The sequence below is a fragment of the Achromobacter sp. 10T422 genome (assembly GCF_056394065.1).
The window spans coordinates 245830-267117 of sequence record NZ_JBFTHD010000005.1 but is presented as its reverse complement, the minus strand read 5'-3'; the positions used below and the strand labels follow the sequence as shown (position 1 = coordinate 267117).

26 protein-coding genes are annotated in these 21288 nt (G+C 64.1%); 1 reads left to right on the top strand and 25 read right to left on the bottom strand.

Annotated features, from left to right (window positions below):
• Window positions 1–196: 196 nt before the first annotated feature.
• The gene (locus AC1DB0_RS14810; RefSeq protein WP_476757212.1) at window positions 197–1303 is read left to right on the top strand and encodes an Lnb N-terminal periplasmic domain-containing protein; all 1107 of its coding nucleotides are present in this window, start codon (window positions 197–199) and stop codon (window positions 1301–1303) included.
• Here AC1DB0_RS14810 and AC1DB0_RS14805 read toward each other — a convergent pair.
• From AC1DB0_RS14805 to AC1DB0_RS14685, 25 genes are all read right to left on the bottom strand, one after another.
• Window positions 1293–2861 (bottom strand): sensor domain-containing diguanylate cyclase, encoded by a 1569-nt coding sequence (locus tag AC1DB0_RS14805; RefSeq protein ID WP_447578343.1) that lies wholly within the window; start codon window positions 2859–2861, stop codon window positions 1293–1295. The two genes, AC1DB0_RS14810 and AC1DB0_RS14805, sit on opposite strands and share 11 nt — an antisense overlap.
• Window positions 2862–3020: 159 nt before the next feature.
• The gene (locus AC1DB0_RS14800; RefSeq protein WP_054426639.1) at window positions 3021–3512 is read right to left on the bottom strand and encodes a carboxymuconolactone decarboxylase family protein; all 492 of its coding nucleotides are present in this window, start codon (window positions 3510–3512) and stop codon (window positions 3021–3023) included.
• 219 nt (window positions 3513–3731) lie between these two features.
• Entirely contained in the window at window positions 3732–3998 is a 267-nt protein-coding gene (locus AC1DB0_RS14795) for a hypothetical protein (RefSeq protein WP_054426640.1), read from the bottom strand.
• A complete protein-coding gene (locus tag AC1DB0_RS14790; RefSeq protein WP_476757211.1) occupies window positions 3982–4476 on the bottom strand; it encodes a hypothetical protein in 495 nt (164 codons plus the stop codon). Before AC1DB0_RS14790 ends, AC1DB0_RS14795 begins: the two co-directional genes overlap by 17 nt.
• Window positions 4466–4921, bottom strand: a complete 456-nt coding sequence (locus AC1DB0_RS14785) for a hypothetical protein (protein ID WP_447982197.1) — start codon at window positions 4919–4921, stop codon at window positions 4466–4468. The genes AC1DB0_RS14790 and AC1DB0_RS14785 overlap by 11 nt, the downstream gene beginning before the upstream one ends.
• 112 nt (window positions 4922–5033) lie before the next feature.
• Window positions 5034–5669 carry a tail fiber assembly protein gene (locus AC1DB0_RS14780; protein ID WP_476757210.1) on the bottom strand — a complete coding sequence of 212 codons (636 nt, stop codon included), beginning with the start codon at window positions 5667–5669 and terminating at the stop codon, window positions 5034–5036.
• An 11-nt stretch (window positions 5670–5680) separates the two neighbouring features.
• Complete coding sequence (locus AC1DB0_RS14775; protein WP_476757209.1) at window positions 5681–8095, bottom strand: tail fiber protein; 2415 nt, start codon at window positions 8093–8095, stop codon at window positions 5681–5683.
• A complete protein-coding gene (locus AC1DB0_RS14770; protein ID WP_054426726.1) occupies window positions 8095–8760 on the bottom strand; it encodes a baseplate wedge 1 family protein in 666 nt (221 codons plus the stop codon). The genes AC1DB0_RS14775 and AC1DB0_RS14770 overlap by 1 nt, the downstream gene beginning before the upstream one ends.
• A complete protein-coding gene (locus tag AC1DB0_RS14765; RefSeq protein WP_447578347.1) occupies window positions 8760–10211 on the bottom strand; it encodes a hypothetical protein in 1452 nt (483 codons plus the stop codon). The genes AC1DB0_RS14770 and AC1DB0_RS14765 overlap by 1 nt, the downstream gene beginning before the upstream one ends.
• A 24-nt stretch (window positions 10212–10235) precedes the next feature.
• Window positions 10236–10604, bottom strand: a complete 369-nt coding sequence (locus AC1DB0_RS14760) for a contractile injection system sheath initiator (protein ID WP_175172115.1) — start codon at window positions 10602–10604, stop codon at window positions 10236–10238.
• Window positions 10604–11299, bottom strand: coding sequence for a Gp138 family membrane-puncturing spike protein (locus tag AC1DB0_RS14755; protein WP_175172117.1), 696 nt, complete (start codon window positions 11297–11299; stop codon window positions 10604–10606). The genes AC1DB0_RS14760 and AC1DB0_RS14755 overlap by 1 nt, the downstream gene beginning before the upstream one ends.
• Window positions 11296–12243 carry a phage protein gene (locus AC1DB0_RS14750; RefSeq protein ID WP_175172119.1) on the bottom strand — a complete coding sequence of 316 codons (948 nt, stop codon included), beginning with the start codon at window positions 12241–12243 and terminating at the stop codon, window positions 11296–11298. The genes AC1DB0_RS14755 and AC1DB0_RS14750 overlap by 4 nt, the downstream gene beginning before the upstream one ends.
• Complete coding sequence (locus AC1DB0_RS14745) at window positions 12230–12562, bottom strand: phage baseplate plug family protein (protein WP_054426721.1); 333 nt, start codon at window positions 12560–12562, stop codon at window positions 12230–12232. The genes AC1DB0_RS14750 and AC1DB0_RS14745 overlap by 14 nt, the downstream gene beginning before the upstream one ends.
• On the bottom strand, window positions 12559–13182 hold the full coding sequence (locus AC1DB0_RS14740) for a phage baseplate protein (protein ID WP_476757208.1): 624 nt from the start codon (window positions 13180–13182) through the stop codon (window positions 12559–12561). Before AC1DB0_RS14740 ends, AC1DB0_RS14745 begins: the two co-directional genes overlap by 4 nt.
• 8 nt (window positions 13183–13190) lie before the next feature.
• Window positions 13191–15518, bottom strand: coding sequence for a tape measure protein (locus AC1DB0_RS14735; protein ID WP_476757207.1), 2328 nt, complete (start codon window positions 15516–15518; stop codon window positions 13191–13193).
• A 2-nt stretch (window positions 15519–15520) separates the two neighbouring features.
• Entirely contained in the window at window positions 15521–15670 is a 150-nt protein-coding gene (locus AC1DB0_RS14730; RefSeq protein ID WP_181953216.1) for a hypothetical protein, read from the bottom strand.
• The gene (locus AC1DB0_RS14725) at window positions 15667–16152 is read right to left on the bottom strand and encodes a phage tail assembly chaperone (RefSeq protein ID WP_054426718.1); all 486 of its coding nucleotides are present in this window, start codon (window positions 16150–16152) and stop codon (window positions 15667–15669) included. Before AC1DB0_RS14725 ends, AC1DB0_RS14730 begins: the two co-directional genes overlap by 4 nt.
• Window positions 16152–16580 carry a phage structural protein gene (locus AC1DB0_RS14720; RefSeq protein WP_054426717.1) on the bottom strand — a complete coding sequence of 143 codons (429 nt, stop codon included), beginning with the start codon at window positions 16578–16580 and terminating at the stop codon, window positions 16152–16154. Before AC1DB0_RS14720 ends, AC1DB0_RS14725 begins: the two co-directional genes overlap by 1 nt.
• Window positions 16581–16593: 13 nt before the next feature.
• On the bottom strand, window positions 16594–17952 hold the full coding sequence (locus AC1DB0_RS14715; RefSeq protein WP_476757206.1) for a DUF3383 family protein: 1359 nt from the start codon (window positions 17950–17952) through the stop codon (window positions 16594–16596).
• 62 nt (window positions 17953–18014) lie between these two features.
• Window positions 18015–18539, bottom strand: coding sequence for a phage neck terminator protein (locus AC1DB0_RS14710; RefSeq protein ID WP_054426715.1), 525 nt, complete (start codon window positions 18537–18539; stop codon window positions 18015–18017).
• Window positions 18540–18628: 89 nt separating this feature from the next.
• A complete protein-coding gene (locus tag AC1DB0_RS14705; protein WP_054426714.1) occupies window positions 18629–18910 on the bottom strand; it encodes a hypothetical protein in 282 nt (93 codons plus the stop codon).
• Window positions 18907–19317, bottom strand: coding sequence for a hypothetical protein (locus tag AC1DB0_RS14700; RefSeq protein ID WP_054426713.1), 411 nt, complete (start codon window positions 19315–19317; stop codon window positions 18907–18909). The genes AC1DB0_RS14705 and AC1DB0_RS14700 overlap by 4 nt, the downstream gene beginning before the upstream one ends.
• 140 nt (window positions 19318–19457) lie before the next feature.
• Entirely contained in the window at window positions 19458–20141 is a 684-nt protein-coding gene (locus AC1DB0_RS14695) for a hypothetical protein (RefSeq protein ID WP_054426712.1), read from the bottom strand.
• Complete coding sequence (locus tag AC1DB0_RS14690) at window positions 20128–21009, bottom strand: DUF1376 domain-containing protein (protein ID WP_054426711.1); 882 nt, start codon at window positions 21007–21009, stop codon at window positions 20128–20130. The genes AC1DB0_RS14695 and AC1DB0_RS14690 overlap by 14 nt, the downstream gene beginning before the upstream one ends.
• Window positions 21006–21245, bottom strand: a complete 240-nt coding sequence (locus AC1DB0_RS14685) for a transcriptional regulator (RefSeq protein WP_054426710.1) — start codon at window positions 21243–21245, stop codon at window positions 21006–21008. The genes AC1DB0_RS14690 and AC1DB0_RS14685 overlap by 4 nt, the downstream gene beginning before the upstream one ends.
• Window positions 21246–21288: the final 43 nt, after the last annotated feature.

The following is a 21288-nucleotide window of genomic DNA, read 5'->3' as shown; positions in this document are numbered from 1 at the left end:
CCGGCCGCCAGCCGCGTGCGCTCATGAACTTGCCAGCCAGGACACGCGCCGCCATGACGGCGGCGCCGTCCTTTCAGCGCTGGCTGCTTTCCCCCTTTCCCTTCCCGCGGGACTTGCGCTGACACGCCCACGGCGTGATTGACGGTTCAAATCAGGCCCGGCCATACTCTGGCGGCCTGGACCGATCAACACCACCATGACCGCTTCCATCCTGCTTGGCATCACCATCGTGCTCGCCGCCGGTTGGGGCGCGCTGGCGCTATGGATACGCGCCCCCTTACCCGCAAGCCTGCGCACCGCGCTCGCAATCGCGTGGACAGCACTGGCGCTTGCCGCCATCGCCGCACTGATCTGGCCCGCATGGCGGCCTGCGGGCATCGGTTTTTCCGTGGCGCTGCTGGTGATGCTGATTTGGTGGCGCTGCATTCGCCCGTCAAACCACCGCGATTGGATTCCGGAAGTGGCGCAGCAAACCTACGGCGACATCGACGGCGATCACGTCACCCTGCACAACGTGCGCAACTTCACCTGGCGCACGCGCACCGACTTCACCCCGCATTGGGAAACACGCCACTACGCGCTGCACGAACTCGAATCCGTGGACGTGGCGCTGTCGTATTGGGGCCGCCCCGCCATCGCCCATGCGCTCGTCTCGTTTGGCTTTGGCCACGAACGCTATGTCGTGTTTTCAGTGGAGATCCGGCGTAAGCAAGGCGACAGCTTTTCCGAGATCGGCGGCTTCTTCAAGCAGTACGAACTAAGCGTCATCGCATCCAGCGAAGAAGACAGCCTGCGCGTGCGCACGAACGTGCGCGGTGAAGACGGCTATCTGTACCGCATCCACATGCCGCCAGACAACGCGCGCTCGCTATTTCTGGCCTACGTGAACACGGCCAACCAGTTGCGCGACACGCCGCGCTTCTATCACACGCTGACCGCCAATTGCACCACCATCGTGTTCCAGATGGCGCGCCGTATCGTGCCAGGCCTGCCGCTGGATTACCGGCAGCTGGTCTCTGGCTATCTGCCTGAATATCTTTATGAATTACAGGTGCTGCAAGGCGCGGACAACGCCGCGCAGTACCGGCGGCTGGGCCGATACACGGACCGAGCTCGCGCCACGCAAACGCAGACGGAAGTGCCCGCCCAGCCGGCCGCTTTATCGTCCACCGAATCGCCCACTGAATCGACCACTGAATCGACCACAACCTTCTCGCAAGCCATCCGGGAAGGCGTGCCGGGGATTGAACGCGCTGCAACGGCACACACCGCTGCGCGTGTCACCAGCAACGCTACGCGTTAGCCACCCACGTCACCACTTGATTGCGGCCCGTTGTCTTGGCCTGATACAGCGCCTGATCCGCGCACTTCAGCACGGCGCCGGCATCCGCGTCATCGTCGGGCCAGCGGGCCGCGCCAATCGAGACGGTGACATGGCCGACGCCGGCCGGCATCAGGTGACCTTCGGTGGCGTGACGAATGCGCTCGGCGATGGCGCGGGCCGCGTCCGGGGACGCCCCCGGCATCAGCACCAGAAACTCTTCGCCGCCCACCCGGCAGCACGCGTCGTCGGCGCGCACGCAAGAGCGCATGATGTCCGCCAGCGCCGTCAGCACGACGTCGCCGGCCGCATGCCCAAAGGTGTCGTTGACGCGTTTGAAGTGATCCAGATCCAACGCCAGCACCGCAAACGGCAACCGTGCGGAGGTCAGCCTTGATAACTCGTTGGCCATGCCCCGGCGATTCAACAGGCCGGTCATCGGGTCCGTCATCGTCTCGGCGTTCAACTTGCCAATCTGGCTTTCGTGCTGCGCCATGGTGAAGCCGACGGCGTCGCGCAGTTGTTCGGCTTCGAAGTAATTGGCCTGCACCGATTGAATCAACGGCGCGGCCTGTTTGGCATCACCCGACTTCATTGCGCGCGCCAGCGTTGCCAGCGGCCTGGCGATCCAGAAGCCCATCGCCGACACCATCAACAGCATGACGAGCGCGGCGGGAATGGAGTATTCAAAGATCCGCCACATCAGCCCATGCAAAGGCGCAAGCGTCTCGGCCACCGGCCGTTGCACCACCACGCCCCAGCCGCCCAGGCTCATATGCGCATAGCCGGCCAGCATGGGAACGCCCTGGCTATTGGTGACCGCCATGGAGCCGGACTCCCGGCGCAACAGGGCCTGGATGACGCGATTGGAGTCGCCCCCCGTTCCAATCCGGCGATGGTCGCGGTGGTACAGGATATTGCCGTCGGCCCCGACCACATAAACGTAGGAACCATCACGGTAGAAATGCTCTTGCAGCAGGCGGTCCAGTTCGGTGTTGTGCTGAAGGTAAAGCGCCGCCCCCACAAAGCCCAGGTACTTGCCCTGCGCATCCCGCACGGGTTCGGTCAGGGCCACCGTCCATAACCCTTGCGACGACAGATACGGCGGCGTCACATTGCCTGATTGCGCCGCGCCGCGCAGATCGACACCCGAGGTCGTTCTACCCTGCGTTTCCGCACCGGGCAGCAACGACGCAAAGGCCACCATCGCCCCCTTGGCATCCACCACCGCCGCAGCAATCACACCGTCCGATTGCTCGGCCACGCGTAACACCTCTTCGTCCATCTCTGCCGGCACATCCATCATCTTCGCCACACGGCGCGCGCTGGACTTCAACTGCTGCTGAATGGCGCCGACGTAGATATCCACCACTTCAGCCAGCTTCACCGCATAGGCGCGGTTGCCCTCGAGCGTCGTGGCGACAAGTTGTTCTTTCTGCACCGTGTACGCCGCGAACAGCGCATTGGCAAACGCCACGGCCGCGCTGAACACGGACAAGCCGACAACGAGATACAGCAATGTGATCCTGGGTTTACGCAAGCGGCCTCCGATTTTTTTGTCAGATACGTTCTAGCATCTGCTCGTCGGATGAACCATTGTTGCGCGCATCAAGAATCAAAAAAACAACAGCTAAGCCGGGGAAATGGACCCCGCAATTCTTGCGGGATGGCGCCTTCCGCGGCGGGGTCTGCCGCCGAACTATTCCTGCGGCTCGGCACTATCCGCCGCCAGTTCCGCCGCCGTGGCCGCCGCCGGCGTTGCCCTGAACGACACGCCCAGCCGGTTGAACGCGTTCATCAGCCCAATCGCATACGTCAGATCCGCCAGCTCCTTGTCGGTGAACTCGGCGGCGGCGGCCGCGTAGTCCTCGTCCGGCACGCCGGTCTCGGACACGCGGGTCACGCTTTCAGCCCAGGCCAGCGCCGTGCGTTCGCGGCGGCTGAACACGGCGCCGGCCTCATGCCATACGGGCACCAGCACCAGCTTGTCGATGGCGACGCCCTGCTTGACCAGGTCGCGCGAGTGCATGTCGATGCAATAGGCGCAGCCGTTGATCTGCGACACCCGAAGAAAGACAAGATCAATCAGCGTCTTGGGCAAGCCGCAGCGCTGAAGGTAAACGTATACCCCGCCAAAGGCCTTGTAACCGTCGGGCGAAGCGTGGGCGTAATCGAGGCGGGGAGCGCTCATGATGGGTCCTGGATAGAGAAGATCAGAACCGCTATCGTGCGCCTTCTTGGCCTAGCGCGATAGAGCCATAAACCACCATATCGACTAGGTCATGACGACGCGCCACACAGCCTGCGCCAGACGGCGTTGCCTTCACGAATCTGCCGGCGCACCGGGGCCGGCGTATCGTCAACCTGACGTGCATCATCGAAATAAATCGGGCGCGCATGCTCGCAGTATTCAACGCCCACCCGGGCCGGCGCCACGCACCCAGTCGCGCTTAAGCTCAGCAGCAATGGCAGCGTCATCCATGCGAGCCGTTTGATCTTGCACATCTCGTGCCTCCTGCCGGGCGTGATCCGCCTGCTGGTTGATGCGCGCCGCGTGCTGATCACGTTCGTCCTTGCGGCCAGCGCCACGTCCGCGCAAGTAAGCCAGTATCAAGAGCGCGATGGCCCCGAATGCGGCCAACGCCATCTTGTTGAATCGCTCAAGCCATGTGCGCATGAAGGCTTTCCTCTGCCAGGCGGGCTTGGGCATACAGCGCCGCCCACGTGTGCGGATGCGGCTTGCCCGGGCGCCAGGTACGCAAGTACAGCGCCCACGCGCCGTCGGCATCACCGGGCGCCGGCAAGCGCCAAGGGTCCGTCCATAGCAACAGACGCGCGAAACCTGCGGCCAGCACATCGTCCGTTTCCAGCGCGGAGTAGACGGCTGCGGATAGCGGAGGCACGTTGCGGGCGGCGCACAGGTTGTGCGCGGCGTCGCGGCTGGACGGGTGCGTCAGCACGCCAAGTACCCCACCGTTTTTTTCGAACTGCCAGAACCCGCGTGCGGGGCCGTTGATTTGGCGGCGGTGCAGGAAACGGCTTTCTTGAAGGCCGATGGCAAGCAAGAGGATACGGGCCGCGGGGGAGGTCATGGCGGGCGGCAGCAAAGCGAGCGCCGGGGAGATGGCGGTGCGGATTAGGGTGTCAAGGTTCATGGTTGTTTTTTCGATTGCGAGGCACGCCCAACACCTTGGCGCGCGCCTCCGCCAGCCACTCCAACACACCCTTTTTTCGCATGCTGGCCATCCAACGCATGTACGCGCCCAACACCCACCACGCTGGCAAACCAGCCAGCAGCATGCTGGGTCCCAGCACGTAGAACTTGGCAAGCAACGCATCGTCCGTGCCCGCGCCGTGATGGGCCAGCCAGGTCATGGCCTCCATCAAGGCAGGCTTCCAGGCGATGACGGACGCGGCCAGCGCGGGACCGAAGAGAAAGGAACAGGTTACGGTGGACACCGTGCGGACCGTAAATTCTCTAATCGTCCGGGGCGGCATGATCAATAAGCCAAGCATGGCCGCGATGGCGGCGGGAACGCCATACGCCATCGCGACCTTTAAGGCGGCAAGACCGCCTAGGCTGGTAGAGCCGGGTTCCATAGAAGGGGTGCTCCTGAGTAGGGTGTGCAGGATGGCCTCCTGTGGGGGTGAAAAAAAATGCCCGCGGGGGGCGGGCTTGATAAGACACGGAACAATGCCTGCGACAACGCCTTCAGCCAGGGGTAACAGGCCAGCCGGCCTCATGATCTGCCGGATCGACGCGCGACAGTTCGACGCGATATTGCTTCCACACGTCTAGCAGAATCAACTCTTCCTGCGTGGCTATTCCCAAGCTGAAAGCGTCCAGCAACGGAGCAATCATCAGTCCGGCTGACAGCAGTTTTTCTCGCTTTTCCTCCGAACGGCGCCGGGTGATTTCGAGGGAAAATAGCGCGTCATCGAGGGTCCAAGCCAAACCGTTCCACACGCTCCAGGCATTGGGACGGGACTCAAACGTCAACCAATTTGGGAGCGGGCCTATGCCGTCATACCGCTGGCCTTTTGACTCTTCGCCCAGCCCATAGGCCTCTCCGTCACGAGTCAAGTAAAACGTGCGCTGGCGAAAGTCTTCGACGCTCATCCAACCCGCGTCACCCGCAGGTCGATAAAGGCGTTCTGGCTCAACGGGGTTCGGCGGCTCACGATCAATGGCACCGCCGGGAATCAAAAAGTAGCCGGGTTCATCCAGAGGCGAGGCGTCAGCCCAAACCGGCCCAACGAAATAACCCCGCGCATCCAATTGCGACATCAGTTTGCGTGACTGAGTGTTTTCCATGCTCGACTCCTCATTCGATTTTTCTTCCTGCATATAGCCTCCGTTCAATACTTGATGCATGCCAAAAGGGCGAGATTTCGCGGCCGCGACTCATTTCCACCGTCATGCTGGATGGATATACCGGTCCAGCTCGTGGCCGTGTGGGGGATGATCGGATCGTCAATCGAAAATTGGCTCGAACCGCTGGTTCCCCTATCTGTATCGACCATGTTCGTGGGCACCTGATAGTTCAGTTGGTGCACGTGGCCGGGATCGTTGACGCCATGGGCATGGATCAGGTTTTGACTGCCTTGAGGCGTACCTAGCAGACGCCCGGGATCCCCGCCGCGCCCGTCATCCAGGCCACGAATAAACTCGGCTCGCAAATCTGGCAGGACAAACGTGGTTCCGTTTCCCCCTCCCCAATTCGCTCCGATGGCGGCAAACAGATCGGGATAAGTTGCGCGGGAAATAGTTGCGCCATTGGCGCGCAACCAGCCCGTCGGCGGGGTCGAACGGGCGAAGAAGGCGATCATGCCTGCCCATGCATTGGCAGGATTGCTATCGACCGTCACGACTTCCTTCCACGCATACCAAACGCCGTTGTAGCAGGCGCGGCTGTATATCGTTCCCGTGTTGTAGATCGTGTATTTCTGCGTCGTGATCTGGCTCCCACCCGATTCAACCAAGAGCGCGCCAGCCATAGCAAGGGGGTAATTGCGCGCCGATGTGGCATTGGCGCTCGCAGACTGCCCGTAAAAGCCGGGGATCTTCACCGTGTTCAGATCCAGGGTTCCCAACGGGTTATCCGACCCCAAGCCGAAGGCGTTGCCCACCGTCAGAATTCGGCCCACGGTCGCATCGTTCGGCGCCGTCTGCGTGTCCAGCTCATGCGTATGGCTCGTGGCAGTCACCGCATTTGTGGTGGCGGCCGACAGTTTGGACGGCGTGCCCAACGTGAACGTACGATTTGCGCCCAGCGTGCCCCCGCCGCTCAATCCATTACCCGCGACCAACGACACGGCAGCATAGGCCTTCAAATCCAGCGCGTCCTGCAAACCGATGACCCGTGCGATATCCGCGCGGCCAAACGCCAGGTTGCTACCCGACAACGTCTGCACCACCGTCTCGAATGCCGTGACCGGTTCCACCTTCCACCCCGCCCCCCACGCGGCAACGGTTGCGCCCGACGCGTTGTACTTGGCCGAGACTTCCGCCACCGTCACAGTCGGATATGACCAGGACTTGCTCGTGTCACCGATCCAGATGCACGGAACCCCAGCCGCGTCCGACCCGAAGCGAACGGGAACATCTGACGCGGCGCCACCCGCCAGCACCGTCGCCCCACAACGCCCCCACGCCTTCGTGGTCTGAACATAACCATGGATCAACAGCGACACCGGCGGCACGCCGTCCAGGTACTCGAACAGGTCCACGCGCAAGCGCAGCATCGTGTTCACCCCGACAGCCGCAGCGGGCAGCGTGATCTTCATCGCGCCCGCGACGGTGGCGGTGTGGGTCGAATAGGCGCCGCCATCCGGCAACAGCACGTGCGCAGTGCGTCCCGACGACGTGTTCACGCCATACTGCGAGCCGATCGCCGCGCCCGTGCCCAACACCACCGGACCCGTAACCTCGCCGCCCGCCTTCGGCAGTGCCTGGATATCCTCCAGCACCTGCGCCGGCGTGCGCGATACCAGCGCGCCCGTGCCCGCCCCGGTCAAGTACGAGCCGGCGGCAAGCGTCGCCACGCCCGTGCCACCGCGCGCCACCGGCAAGGTGCCGGCGGTGGCTTTCGACACGTCCAACGCGGTCACGTTAAGCGCGACGTTGCCGGTTCCGTCAAAGCTCACGCCGCCAGCCGTCGCGCCGCCCGTGACAGAGAACAAACGCGTCGTCGCCAGCTTGGTTGCGGTGGCGGCATTACCGACTGCGACCTCGCCGGCTGCCGACACGCGGCCCTTGGCGTCTACGGTGAACGTCGGCACCGCGTTGGCATTGCCGTAGCTGCCCGCAGTCACGCCGGTGCTGCTGAGCGTCAGGCCCACCGACAAGTTCGCGGAACCGTCGAATGTTCCCGAACCCGTTGCGTCGCCGGTCGCTGCAATGGTGCGCGCCGTGGCCAGCTTCTGCGCGGCGCCTGCGGTCAGCGCGGTGGCCGTGCCCGACAAGCGCGCAACAGGCACCGTGCCGGTCTTCAGGTTGGTGGCGTTCAGGTTCTGCTGCGCGTAGCTCAGTGCGTCGAAACCCGTGGCCGCTAGCGGACGGCCCGTGACTGCCGCCAGGCCGTCCAGCTGCTTGTACAGCCAGGCCAGGCGTTCGTCGGTGGTCTGCTGGACCTTGTTGAATTGTTCGACAGAGGGCGGCACGGAACCGATGTACGACCAACCCGTCTTGTATTGCAGGTCGGTGATGCCCTCGGTCAGGCCGTTTTGCGCCCAGGTCGAGTTGAAAAGGTCGAAAAAAGTAGGGTCTGCCATCAGTAGATTCCTCGCGCCAGCACGCCGACGCCAAAGCCAAAGAAACCTTGCTCGCGAAAGCCGAAAGGCTTGTCGGTCGAGCCGGTAATGAGTTGCACGCCGACACCGGCGGCTTGGGGTACCCACTTATAGGGGTTGGCCATAAGCGGGTCATTGGGACCGGGAATCCGGCTGACCCAGATGCGGATCTTTGCGTTGCCCGCGTTCTGCACCACGACGCGGCTCACGTCGAAGATCGGTTTGAGCGACGAGGCGATCTCTGGCGTGGTGCCGTGCCCGTTGTTCAGCGCGATCTTCCAGTACAGAAGCTTGCGGTACTCGGCGTCCAGCAAGGACGTCGACCCGGCTACCGTTCGTTCGTTGGCGCGGCGAAAACGGGCGTCGGAGAAGCCTCCGACGTTCGGCTGCCCTTCGAAGCCGAAGAAGCGGATGTAGATCGCTTCATCAATGACGCGGGGCAAGCCCACGATCTCGCCGATGCCATCGAGCTGCTTGCCCACCGCGGTCTCTAGCCACCGGTCCTCGTACAGGGAGCGCAGCGCGCCTTGCAGGCCATCGGCGGGTTTGAGCAGCGCCCGGACCAGCGCCTCCAGCCGCCGCTTGGTCTGGAACTGGCCCAGCCAGTGGCCCCACGCAACTTGCCCATGGTCTTGGTTCAAGTCCATCAGGTCACCTCGATGCGTGACAAGTCGAACGCGGCCACCTGGAAGTCCTGGATCGTCACGTTGGCGGCGCGGTAGTCGGCCGGCGTGGGCGTGAACGCGGGGTTGGTGGAGAACGCCAGCTTCAGATCCACCGACGCCAGGCCAGGCGTGCGATAGATCGCGCCGTAGAGCCGTTGCAGGATGACGTCTTCGCCAATGCTCGACGCGTCGCCCACGGCTGCCAGGTTTTCGGCAATGCGCTGAAAGCCGTCTGGCGGAAATGCCTGCTCAGCCGGCGACAGCAGCGTGGTGGCGCAGCGCACCCACAGGTAGACACGTTCGGGCCGGTCGAAGCGGATCAGGTGGTCCGCGCCGTCCTCATCCTTGACCACCACCTGCTGCTTGCCATGGGTGTCGATGCCGGCGGCCACCACGCGAAAGATTGCGTCGGCCACTTCGTCGTCCAGGCCGCCGTCCGCCACCACATGCACGCTGTGCGGCGGACGGCCCAGCGCATCCGGCGTGTCGGTGCTGTTCATGAACACCTTCACGGTGCGCACGCCAGCCACGCGGTCGCGCACATTAGGTGCGATGCTGGGCAGCGTCGCCGCGCCCAACCGGAACAGGCCGGTGGGATATCGCGCACGCAGCTCCGCCGCGTTCTCCGCCAGGCGCCCCGCCACACCCGCTTGCAGGTTGCCCACGGCTTCCCAGCCATCGACCTGCGTGATGATGCCGTTCAAGTCACCCACCGCCGCGCCTTCCGTCGATGCGCCCAGCGTCACGGCAAGGCCCGGCGAGCCTAAACGGATCAGAGACAAGTTGCCGGACCACGTGAACGCCGCCGCGCTGCGTCCATCCGTATGGATGCGTACCGAGGCGCCGTCGCTGGATACGGCCAGGCCGCTAGGCGTCAACGCCGTGACCAGCCCCGCCAGAATCTGAGGCAGGTTCGTCGTCGTGCCCGACGTGTAAGAATATGCCGCACCGTCGATTGACACGATGTAGGCGCTGGATGGCGTAACCGCCGGTTGAAGGATCACGTCCGCCGCGGCGCCGGCCAGGATCTGCGTGGCGCTCTCCAGCGCCCACAGGTTCTGGCTGACGCGATGCCGTACTTGCGCGCCCGCCGGCACCGTCGTGCCCGCCGCGCCATACAGCACCACATAGGCGCGCGAGGGCTCGTCGCGATACCGCGACACGCCAGTAAACGACACCGCGCGATCCAGCGACACCCCCGTCGCCGAACCGGGGTACATCGCGTAATACACGCCTTCCGCTTGCTCCCACAACGTGGCTTCGCGCTCGGCGAACGTATCGATCAACAGACCGGTAATGCTGTCGGGGCGGGTTTCCACCGCGCCGTTGAAGCCGGCGGACTGCATGCGGGCGCGCAGGTCCGCCACGATCTCCTGGCGGATTTCCGGCAGGCGCGGGCGTACGAACCCGTCCGGTGTGACACCGTAGGCCATAGGTACCTCGAAAAAAGATTGGGGTTAAGACGTGCGCAACTCAACGACTCGTTCGAGCCGTCCTGCTGCCGTGTCCACGTCATAGGTGACACGCAGCACGCGCAATTGGCGTTCAATTTGCAGCTCAAGGCCGCGCACGCGGGCCACATCCGGCACGGCGCGAATGCGCGCGCGGAAGATGGCTTCGATGCTGGCCCGGTTCGGCGACTTCACCAGCACGTCATCGAAATACGGCACGCCAAACGTCGTGTCCAGGAACCACTCGCCCAGAAAAGTCAGCAAGGTGGTTTTGATTTGCTGGGCGATGCGTTCGGCGCCGTCCACAAATGAAGTGCGGCCGAGCAGATCCAGGTCCAGATCGTGGTCGGCGGATAGCGCAAGGTCGAGTGCCATCAGACAGGGTTCTCCGTGATGCCGCCCGCATAGGCGTGGCGATGGGTGTCGCCGATGTTCTTGCCGTTGTGCGTGATGGCGCCGCCCTCGTACGCCACGCCGCCCCGGATACGCATGGATGCGCCGCCTTCGCCGCCCTCGCCCGCCATGCCTTGCGTGTAGGTCAAGGGGCCGTTCACCGTCACCGGTGTATTGAACGTTGTCTGTTCGGCCTGAACCGTCCAGGTCTTGACCTGAAACGTCAGGTCGCCGGCGGGCGACAGTTTCAACATGCCGGGACCGTACTGGATGCAGACGTTCTGCGTGTCGGCCGCCATCGTGCCGGGCCGCAGCAGCGGCGAGGCGAAGGCGTCCGACAAATCAAATTGGCGCGGGTCGTCGGGCGGGCCGTTATCGCCCGCCAGCCAGTTCTCAAGCGCCCGCGCGGAGAACGACAGCTTGATCGCATCGCCCGCCTTCAGCGGCACCGAGATCAACGCACGCGCGCCATTCACATCGCCTACCGGCCAGCACACCGGCACACGCACGATCTGCGGCGGCGGCAAGGTTTCGCCGTTGGCGAGCCGCTTGGCCAACGTCGGCCTGGCCGTCACGAAAACGCCGTCGTAGGCCACCACTTCACCGGGTAGCGTCGTATAGACGTCCGCCAGCTCCGTCGCGATCAAGCGGCGCACCAGGGTCACTGCTTGGCTCATGTCTTTTCCTTTTTCTTCGGTGGCGCATAGCGGTCGACCAGCCCCAATTCGGTCTGCCAATCGCCACCCTCGCTGTCGCCGGTGTGGTGCACGGTTTCGACGCGTTGCCACGCACCAACCGTGCGGCTCTCGACCTTGACCAGGTCGCCGGGGCTGATGGTCGGCAGCAATAGCGACTTCACCTTCCAACCGTCGCGCTGTTGCTGGCCGCTTGCCGGCTTGGCGCTGGCGGCCGTTGCCGGTTCAGCGGCCTTCGCTGGCCCTTTCGCTGGCCCTTTCGATGCCGCCTTCTCGGTGGCCGCCTCACGCGTGCGCTCGGGCTGGCCCAGCAGCCCCGTGTCCACTGCCAGCACGACGGCCTGACGCCGCGTGGTGCCCAGCCGTTGCACCACCTGTAGCTGCTGATTCTGAATCGACCACTCCAGCCCGGTGCCCTGCGTCACCTTGTGCAACGCCGTGCGAGCGGCGCCGTAGAAAGAAAACCCTTGCTCCCAGCGGCGGTCAGGCACGTCGTCCGCCATGACGAGCGGCAAGCCCATTTGGCGGGCAATGTCACGGATGATGGCGCTGGCCTGCGCGCCCGGCCCCAGGCCGATCGACACCGCCGTGTCGCGCACTTCGATATAGCCGTCCTTGACCGTCAGCTCCGTAATCACATCCGGCTGTTCGAATCGGGTGTAGGCGTACACCACGCTGCCCGAGGCCATCAACAGCGGGCCGCCTTCTTCGGCGTAACCCGCGTACAGCACGCAGCGCAGGTTCGGTTCTTCCAGCGCGCCACGCGTACCCGCCGCCAGGTTGTAGAGCGTGATCTTGGCGTCGTTGGGGGATTCCCCTGCGGTCTTGGCGATGTCGAACGTCAGCCGAATGGGCGGCACGATCTCTAGCGCCTTCTGACCGCTCTTGCCCACGAGCAAGCGGTAAACCCGATCAAATCTGGCCATCCGCCATCTCCTGCGCATCCACGTAGATCAACGCGACTTCACCTGAGGCCAGCGCCGCTCGGCTGATGGTGTCGCGACGGTCGGGCGCCAGCGCCACCAGTTCGCCAGCCGGCACCGTCAAGTGCCGGTAGCCCGACAGCAACGGCGTACCCGGCAGCACGGCGATGCCCGCCACGACGAGCTCGTTGTAGGCGTTCTCGATGGACAGCGTCCACAGTTCCGCCTCGCTGTTCCAGGACAGCCGCAAGAAGTAGGTCAGGCCGTCCAGATCGACTTCGGTAAGACTGTCGTTCACGTCCGGAATCGGAATTTGGATCATGTCGGGATTTGCCTTGTCGTAAAGATGCCGCCCTGCTGCTTCGGGGTGGCCGGCACGCCGCTGGTCTTGCCGGCGTTCTGTTTTGTCGTGCCAGCCTTGCCCGTGGCGCTGCCCGAGGTTTTCTCGGGGGGAATGTCCGCCTGGCGCAAGGTCACTTTGCGGATGCGCCTGAACGTGGCGGATAGCTCGAAGCGGTCACCGCCGCCATTGCTGCGCCCAATGGAGCAGCTTTCCATCACGAAGTTCTCATAGACATCGAGTCCGGTCGTGATGGTGATGGGCAGGCGGTCTGCGTGGATCTTGCGCAAGGCGTCCTTGGCGCCGATGAGTTTTGACCGGCCCACGTCCGTTGACGCCCCGCCAGAGCCCCCCATGCCACCCAACGCGCCCCGCGCATTCAAGCCGCCCAGCAAGGTGATGTCGGCGGCGGTGACCCATCCGTCGAGCGTCAGCAGTTCCGATTCCTGGACCACGTGGTCCGAAACCGACGGCCCGTCTTCCACCGCATACGAGGTGGCGCGGCTGTTGAGTGCCGTCTTCTCGCCCACCAACGCATCCAGTGGCAACGCGCCAATGCTGCTGCCGCCATTCCATCCAAAGATCATGGAAACAAAGTTCATTGCTGCTCCTAGGCGACCATCTCGACGGGGGCCGGCAGGTCGAAGGTTCTGCCCACGTCGGAAAGGTTGCGTTGCAAGCCCAAGCCGACGCCCCGCTCAACAGCGCTCCTGACGGCTTGAGGTTCCCCCCCCGTCACGTTGACGACGATGTCGTTGTGGCTCTGGTACGAGAACGGCGCGCGGCCGAGGTTCGACGCGGGGCCGACCACAACCGCAGGCGGCACGACCGGAACGACAGCGCCACTGGCCACGGCCATCCATTCCGGCGCAAGGTCTGGCTTGGCGCCTGCCGCATCCGTCGCGGAGGCTTGCTTGTCAGATTTCGACCCGCCCGGCACCAGGCTCTTAAACCACTCCTTCGCCTTCTGAACCTTATCCAGCACCCACGTTTGAATCGCGGCGCCAATCTCCTTGACCGTGGCGATCATGCGGCCGCCCATGCCTGAGAAGAACGTCCACAAACCGCTGAAGGCGCCCTGCCAATGGGCAATTGCGCCGTCCCAATCGCCCGTGAACGCGGCGACGACGCCACTGACGAGTTCGCTCCAGAACGCCCAGATCGCCGAGATGTATTCCATCACCGGCCCCAGGAAGGAGTCGTGCGCGATTCCCATCAGCGCGTCCCAGGACGCCGAGATATAGGCCTGGATCTCATCCCAGTTTTCCCAGATCTGCCACAACGCAAGCGCCAGCACACCAATGGCGGAAATGATCCGGCCAATGGGCGTCATGGCAAACGCGTTCCACAGCATCGGGATGACGGACCGCGCGATGTACAGCAACCCGTTCCACAACATCGGCAGCGCCGTCGTCGCCACCCACATCAGCCCGTTCCACAGCAGCGGGATGATGGTCGTGGCCAGGTACAGGAATGCGTTCCACAGCATGGGAACGGCGATCTTCGCCATGGAGAGGATCACGCTGCCGATGGGCGACAGCATCTGCCACAGTCCATAGGCCAAAATGGCAATGGTTCCAAACTGAGCGATCCACGGCCCCAGCGTCTGCCCGGCGCCTACCAGCAGATCCTTCACAACGCCGAGCACACCCGACACGGCATCCAGCTCATCCTGCCATTGCTCCACGCCACCGATCCAGCCGCCCAGCACGGAGTCGCCCCCGCTCAGCCAATTGGCGATGTCTTCGCCGATCAAGTAGATCGTCATCAGCACCGCGGCCATGCGCAGCATTGGCGCCAGCGTCCGCGTCCACACCGACAGCATCTGCATCGCGCCTGCCGGGCCGCTGCGCAGCGCCATCGCCGCATCCAGCCCCAAGGCCACGCGGGTGGCGGCGACCAGAGATCGCAGCAAGCCGCCAGACTGCACGGTGGCTTGGCGGAGCCAGTTGCTCAGCGCCACAAGCCCCAAGCTGGTCCCCGCCAACGCCAGCAGCTTGACGACGGCGTCGATGTTGTCGGCCAGGAATTGAATCGATGCCGTCACCGCCGATAGCGCCGCACGGCCCATCGGCAGCGTCTCGCCAAAGTAGCGCTGCATGGCGTCGTTGAACACCGTCATCGCGCCGGTGATGGACGCCGGCGCGCTTTCCGCTTCCGCCCGCATCTTGGGCAACTGCGATTCCAGCGCGGGCAAGGCGCGGGTAGCCGTTACTTGCCCGCCCTGCACCTGCTCGCGCAATTGGCCACGATTGACGCCCAAGCCCGCGGCCAGCGCATCCTGCATGCGCCGGGGCAAGGCGTTGTATTCCTCCATGCCCAGCTTGCCTTGCTCGATCATCTTCAGCAGCGATGCGACGACTCCGCTACGGTCTTGCGCCGGTGCGCCCGACAAGCTCATGCCCAACGCCACCGCTTCGGTGATGCTGGACGCGTCAATGCTGGAGCGTCCCTGATCTTCCAGGGCCTGCCGAGTGCGTGCATACGTATCGACGTTATCGGCATACGGCGTGCGGCTGGAGCGCGACAGGCGCGCCAGGTCGCGGTCGGCGTCGGACGCCTGCGCGTCCGATCCGGCCGCTTGCCGCAGACGCATCTGCGTCTGCGCCCACGCGTCGATGTCGCTCAAGATGCGCTTCAAGGGCGAACCGCCCAGCGTCAGAGAAACAACGCCTCGCAGGCCGCCAAGCGCCGTGGCGTGTTGCCGCGCGGCCGATACCCCCTGCCGCTGCGACTGAACCATGGCGCCTACCGTCTGCTGCGCATTCATCACCGACGGCAGCGCACCCGCCAAGGCTTTAGTGATGGCCGCGCTGGCTTGAGTGCTTGCCTTCACCATCGCCGACAGCATCGCCTCGAACGACTGTTGATACACCTTCAGCCCGGAATCATCCACCTGGTAGCGCAACAGCGTCACCAGTTCTCGTACAACGGTCATCGTTACCTCGCCTTGTTTTCTGCCGCAGCCTGGGCCGCCGCCTGGGCATCCATCAGCGCATTGAGCTTCATGATGTCCAGGAGGTCGACATCGCCGCGTTTAACGGCGTCCAGGCTGACATGGCGGGCCAGGATGGGCCGCCAGATGATCAACTCTCTTTCGAAGCCTGCGTCGAACCGCCCGACAGGCTCGCCAGCTTGGCGCGGGCCGGACCAAAGCGGCCGGCCCAACGCGCCAAAGGGCCGGCGAAGTTGTGCTCAAGGATGTGGAACAAGAGCTCCAGGATTTCGGCATAGTCGCCAAACGCCAGGCCGCGATGCGCCGGCGTCAGCTTCTGGGGCTCGCGGCCCGCGAGCTCGAAGGTCACCAGTTCCGCGTCGATCAGCCGTTCGGCCCAGCTGGCCAGGCTGTCGCCGCCCAGCTTGACCGACAGTTCGCGAAAGGCGTTCAGCATCGCCTTTTCGTCGCGTTCCTGCGCCGCGCCGTCACCGCCGAACACGGCGGTCAACATCGAGCCCGCGGCTGGCAGCACTTCCTTTTGCAGGTCGCCCAACAGCTTCAGCTGGCGAAACGGATCAAACCGCGAGACCCGGAAGACCGTCGAACCGATGGTCACTTCCTTGATGGCGCTCATCAGGTATTGCCTCCGATGACGTTGATGGCCGGACCGGTCTCGATCGACCATTCGCGGCTGCCGACCTTGGCGCCGTAGCCCGCGTCGGGCATCTTGACGATCCACGCCGAGTCCGAGGCGTGCAGCGACGTGCCACGCAAGTCGGTCACCGAGATCGGCACGGCGCCGTTGCCATCCGTAGCGCGGTCGGCCTGATGCAGCGCGGTCAACGCGGCGTTGCTGGCGCTGGTCTGCATCAGCGTCAGCGTGATGCGCAGGCGCGAATCGCGCGACATGGAACGCGCAACTTCGCCATCGACGCCGACGACAGAGGCGATGCCTTCGCCGATCTCGGTCACGGTGACAAAGGTGTCTTCGGCCAGGCCAGAGATGGGCAGCGCGCCCATCACGATCTTCACCTGATTGGGTGCGTAAGTTTTGACGGACATGAGTAGGCCCCGATTACAGTTGTTGGTAGGTGAGGTTGCCCTTGATTTCGGCAACATGGATGGCGCCGGCAAGGCGGGCGCTGAACGTCAGGTCACGCAGAATGCGGTTGGCCTTGTCGTTGGTGGAAACGCTGGCTGCACGCGGCACGTTGATGACAAAGCCGGGAATCTTGCGGCCGGCGTCGTCGATCTCGTCGGGTGCAACCAGGCCACGGCTCTGGCCCAGCAGCAGCGCCTGGCGAATGCCGTTGACCAGGATCTGGATACCGGCGTCGGTGTACGGCACCTTGCCGTTCGCGTTGATCAGCTGCGACGCGACGTTGATCTTCACCTGCTCGGCCAGCCAGTCGCGGCCGCGGATCACGTCGATCCATTCGCCGGCGGCGACCTTGCCGTTCTGCGTCACGGCGAAGTTGCGCATCTGCTCGAACGTGTTGGCGTTCTTGGCGTGTGCGGCCAGCGCCTGGCCTTCAGTCAGGCTGTCATAGGTGACGCCCGACAGACGCGTGTTCGCCCACGTTTCACCGCCCGGATAGAAGGTGAAGCGGTTGGCGGCGACGGCGGCATCCAGCGCTTCGCTGGCAGCTTGGCCGTGATACCAAACGTGCGTGCGGAAGAACTGCTTCTGCTGGCACTGGGACGCGATGTCGCTGGACACGGCGGCATCGATGATGCCGGCCTGTGCGCTGGACACGCCGAACAGGCGCTCGTTCGATTCCACCCATTCGGCGGCATCCAACACGTCAGCTTCGACACGGCTGGCCAACGACACGCCGTACCAGTCACCGTTCTCGCGCAGGCAGGCGTTCAAGGCGGCCGACGGGGTTTCGGTGCTGACCGGTGCGGCCAATTGCACATTGCCCTTCACGGCGATGGCGACGGCCTGGCCGGCCTGGCTGGCGGTCACGGCAACGTCAGCGCCCGTCGCGGTAGCGGTTACCGGCGCATCGGTTTCGACGATGGCGGCAGCCAGCGCGGTGGCGATCGTCTGCGGGGTGCTCTCGGCCAGACCCGACACGTTCACGCCCACCTTTTGCACGGCGCCAGCGGCATCACGCCACGACAGGGAGACGGCGTAGTCGGCCACAGCGGCACGCGTCACGGAAATGCGCGATGCATCCACTTGACGGCGGCCCACGAAAACGCGAGCGACAGTCGGGATCTGTTTGAAGGCATCGCGCACGGCGATGTACAGAGGATCATTCGGCGACATGCCCAGATCCAGCAGTTCGCCCGGCTCGGTCACCACCAAGACGCGGTTGACGGCCAGCGCATGCGCGCCAAGGATCAGGATGTCAGAGAAGTTCTGCTCCTTGATCGCCGTGGTGTTCAGCGAGATCGCCACATTGACGATCCGGTCGATTTTTGCCATTTGCGGCTCCAAAAAAAAAGCCGCCCAAGGGCGGCGGGACTGCGTTAAGAAGACCTGGGGCGCTACGTCGCCTTCTCGGTCTCCGCGGAAAAAGAGGTTTCCAGGGCAGGCATGAGCCCGCCCGTCGTGGTGATCGTGCCGGTCACGGTTTCGATGACACCGACAACATCGGTATAGGTTTGCGCGTAGCGGATGCCCAGCTCAAGCACACCCAGCCGCTCGCTGGCGGCGCCCGCGCTTTCACGCGGCACGCGCTCGATGCGGCCGACTTCAAACAGCGCCAGGCCCAGCGCTTCCGCCTGCTCCTCATAAACGGGATGGCGCAAGGTCAGGCCCATCTTGTCGAGCGCAGCGTAGGCGGCGGCGCCCACGCTGCGCAGCTCGACGGTCGCATCGCGGTGGTCATGCACAGGCTGATTGCCATCGTCGTCAACCGGCCCGGCTTCAGCGGGGCCTGTCTGTACCCAACGCACCGCCATCGCGATGTAGGGCGGTTGCGGACTGGATTGCGCGTCGTCGGACGAGACGACGGGCACACCGCCCGCAGCGGCCGTCACCAACGTAAGAATTGCGTTATCGGGCGTCATGGAAGTCCGGTTTCAGGTCTGAAAAAAACAAAGCCCGCGAACCGTTTAGGTGGGCGGGCTGCATTTCGTGTGGGCGCAATGGCCCGGAGCTATTGTCTCAAATCCGGTCCCAAATGGGCATGGTTTTTATGAAGTGCGTGTCCCAATTCCGACCACGCGTAGGTTGCAGACTTGGTGTTGCCGCCACAGCGCTGCACATGCCCCGCATCCAGCAAGTGGTCCAGCACGCGGCGCGCGCCACGGCGCATGGCTTCTTGCGATGCGGGCGCCAACGGAATGCCGCGGCTGACGTGTCGCAGGATCTCGGCCATTCTGAACTCGCGCCCCGGATATGCCGCCAGCAAATCGATGACTTCATGCGCGTACTTCATTTGAATGCCCTCCAGACCTGTTGCTTGAAACTGCCCAACGCCACCTTGTAGTAAGGCAGCGTGATACCGATGACGCGGCAGGCCTTGTCCTGACGCAGATGCGCGGGTAGATCGCCGTAGTCGGCGCGCCGCGTGTATTCGGCTTGCACCACACGCCGCTCAACCAGCGGCAGCGCTTCATACAACGCGTCAACCCGGCGCGCCCGTTCATGATTCACCGGAATGCGCAGCGGCTCATCGTCGTCATCGTGACCCGGCAGCGGCGGAAACGCGCACACGTCCGGCGCGTCTTGCGCCATGCGGCGCGGGCCCGGCCAGTCGCCTTCCCATTGCGATCTTGCCCAATTGCGAATTTCGTCTTCCACCCAACGCGGTAAGCCTGCTTGCGTGCCTGCCCTTGCTTCCATTGTCTTGTTGCCTCGTTCTTGTTTGCGGATCGCGGAACCGCTTTGGTGTCCCGTGTCGCATCCCTTTTTGTGTTCCGCGTTGTGTTCCGCTTTGGGTCCCATTTTTTGTCCCGCTTCGCATCTCGATTCGTGTACCCGCGTCATGCGCCCTCCGGCTTGGTGGTGTGCCTGGCGTGCGTCAGCATCTCGGCGATGGCCTTGGTGGGGTGACCGCCAAGCGCGATGCGCGCCTCCCATCGATCAATCCACTCGCGATGCGACCGGCTGCGCGGCTCCAACAGCTTTCCCGCCCCCATCTTTTTGAGCGCGGCTTCTGCTTGTGCGCGCGTGGCCAGCGTCTGGCCTGGCGCGGGCAGTGCCGCGCGCGGTGGCGGAATGTCGGGCCACGCGCCTTTGCTCAGCTCCTCGGTCAAGGTCCTTTCCCACCTCGCCTTGATAGCGCCGTAATTGCTGTTGAGCAGGTCCACCGTACTGACGCCAACCGCCGCCCAATACACCGCCGGGTGCGACCAATCACCGGTCTCGCCGCGCCGCCGCGCCGACACGCCGCGCACGGCTTCGTGATAGGCCAGTTCGGAGATCAACCACGGGCAACACAGCTTCAGAAATTCGGGCAGCGTGGGCGGCCACTCGCGCGTCAGGCACGCGGTCAGCCCGCGCCTGACTTGCGCCTCGGTCAGCCCCGATAACTTTTGATTCCAGGAATCCTTCAACTCGCGCGGCGTCAGGCCTTCCCATTGCTGCGCGAACTTGGCGCCATACAGCAGGTGCATTTCATTGACGACCAGCGCGCCCAGGCTGGCGGACGATTCAGCGACTTGCATCGATCACCCCCATGTCGATCTCGCCACGTCCCCGGCCTTCGGCCAACACGCTGCGCAGTTCAGATGACCAGTCGGCGCGTTGCCGTACGCGGCTGCTTCCGGCGGTGCGCGGCCTATCGCGCGGTGGGTACAGCCCGAGATAGCCGCTGGCGATGCTGTGTGCGATGACCGCACTGGCGGCAATGCCCTCGGCGCGGTAGGCAGCAAGCTGTTGCAATTGCCGCCGCGCGCCCTCTTCCGTAATCGGCTTCTTGCGGGCCTTGCGATCCGCTACCCAACTGGTCCAATCGGCGCGGTCCAGCCATTCGGGCAAGGCAATGGCGGTAGCGTCAAAACCTGGAGTGCGCTGGCACGACCGGGGTTCCTTTTCTTTCTGGCTTTGGGTTCCTGGTTCTGGTTCTGGTTCATGGTTAGTTGCACGGGTGTTCAACGGCTGTTGGCCCGCCCCGCCTTCCACGCCTTCCACCTTTGCCTCTACTGCCGATTTCTCTGCCGCTTTCTCTGCCACATCCTCCGCCGCGTTCACTTGCCGGCAAGCTTGCCGCGCCCGCTTGGCCGCGCTGGCCTTACCGGCCGCGGACTTCGCTTCCTTGTTGCCGTGGTAGCGGGCAATCTCGGCATCGCAACGCGCATGCCGCCAGCCTTGCTCGGTGTCCACGAAGAATTCGCCCAGCACCTGGACCACCGCGGCCTGCTCTTCGTCTGACCGCGCAATCAACAGGCGGCAGAGTTTGTCGACGTCCCCGCACAAAGGGGCTTCGGTGTCGTAATAGAGTTCAATCAAGTCGCGATAGACGCTGCGTTCGATGCGCGTCAGGTGCCGCGTGGCGCTATTGAAATCGCCAATGTGATGGGGGTAGTAGTTCATTGCGCCTTCAGCCCTTCGGCCAGCTCCGGCCAGATTCGAATGCAATCCGTGGGACGCAAGTCGCGCCGGGTGACCCAGCCGCACGTGGCCAGCTCAATCAGGGCGCAGTGCTTGACCGGCACCGGCCGGCGCCCGGTGCGCCACTGGTAGACCAGCGCGGGCGATACCCCCACGCGCCGAGCCAGCGCCGCAGCGGTAATGGCTCCCTCGCAATCGAAATAGTCATGTAGGTTCATTACCAAAACTATAGCGACGCTACATCTTATTAGCAAGCCATGC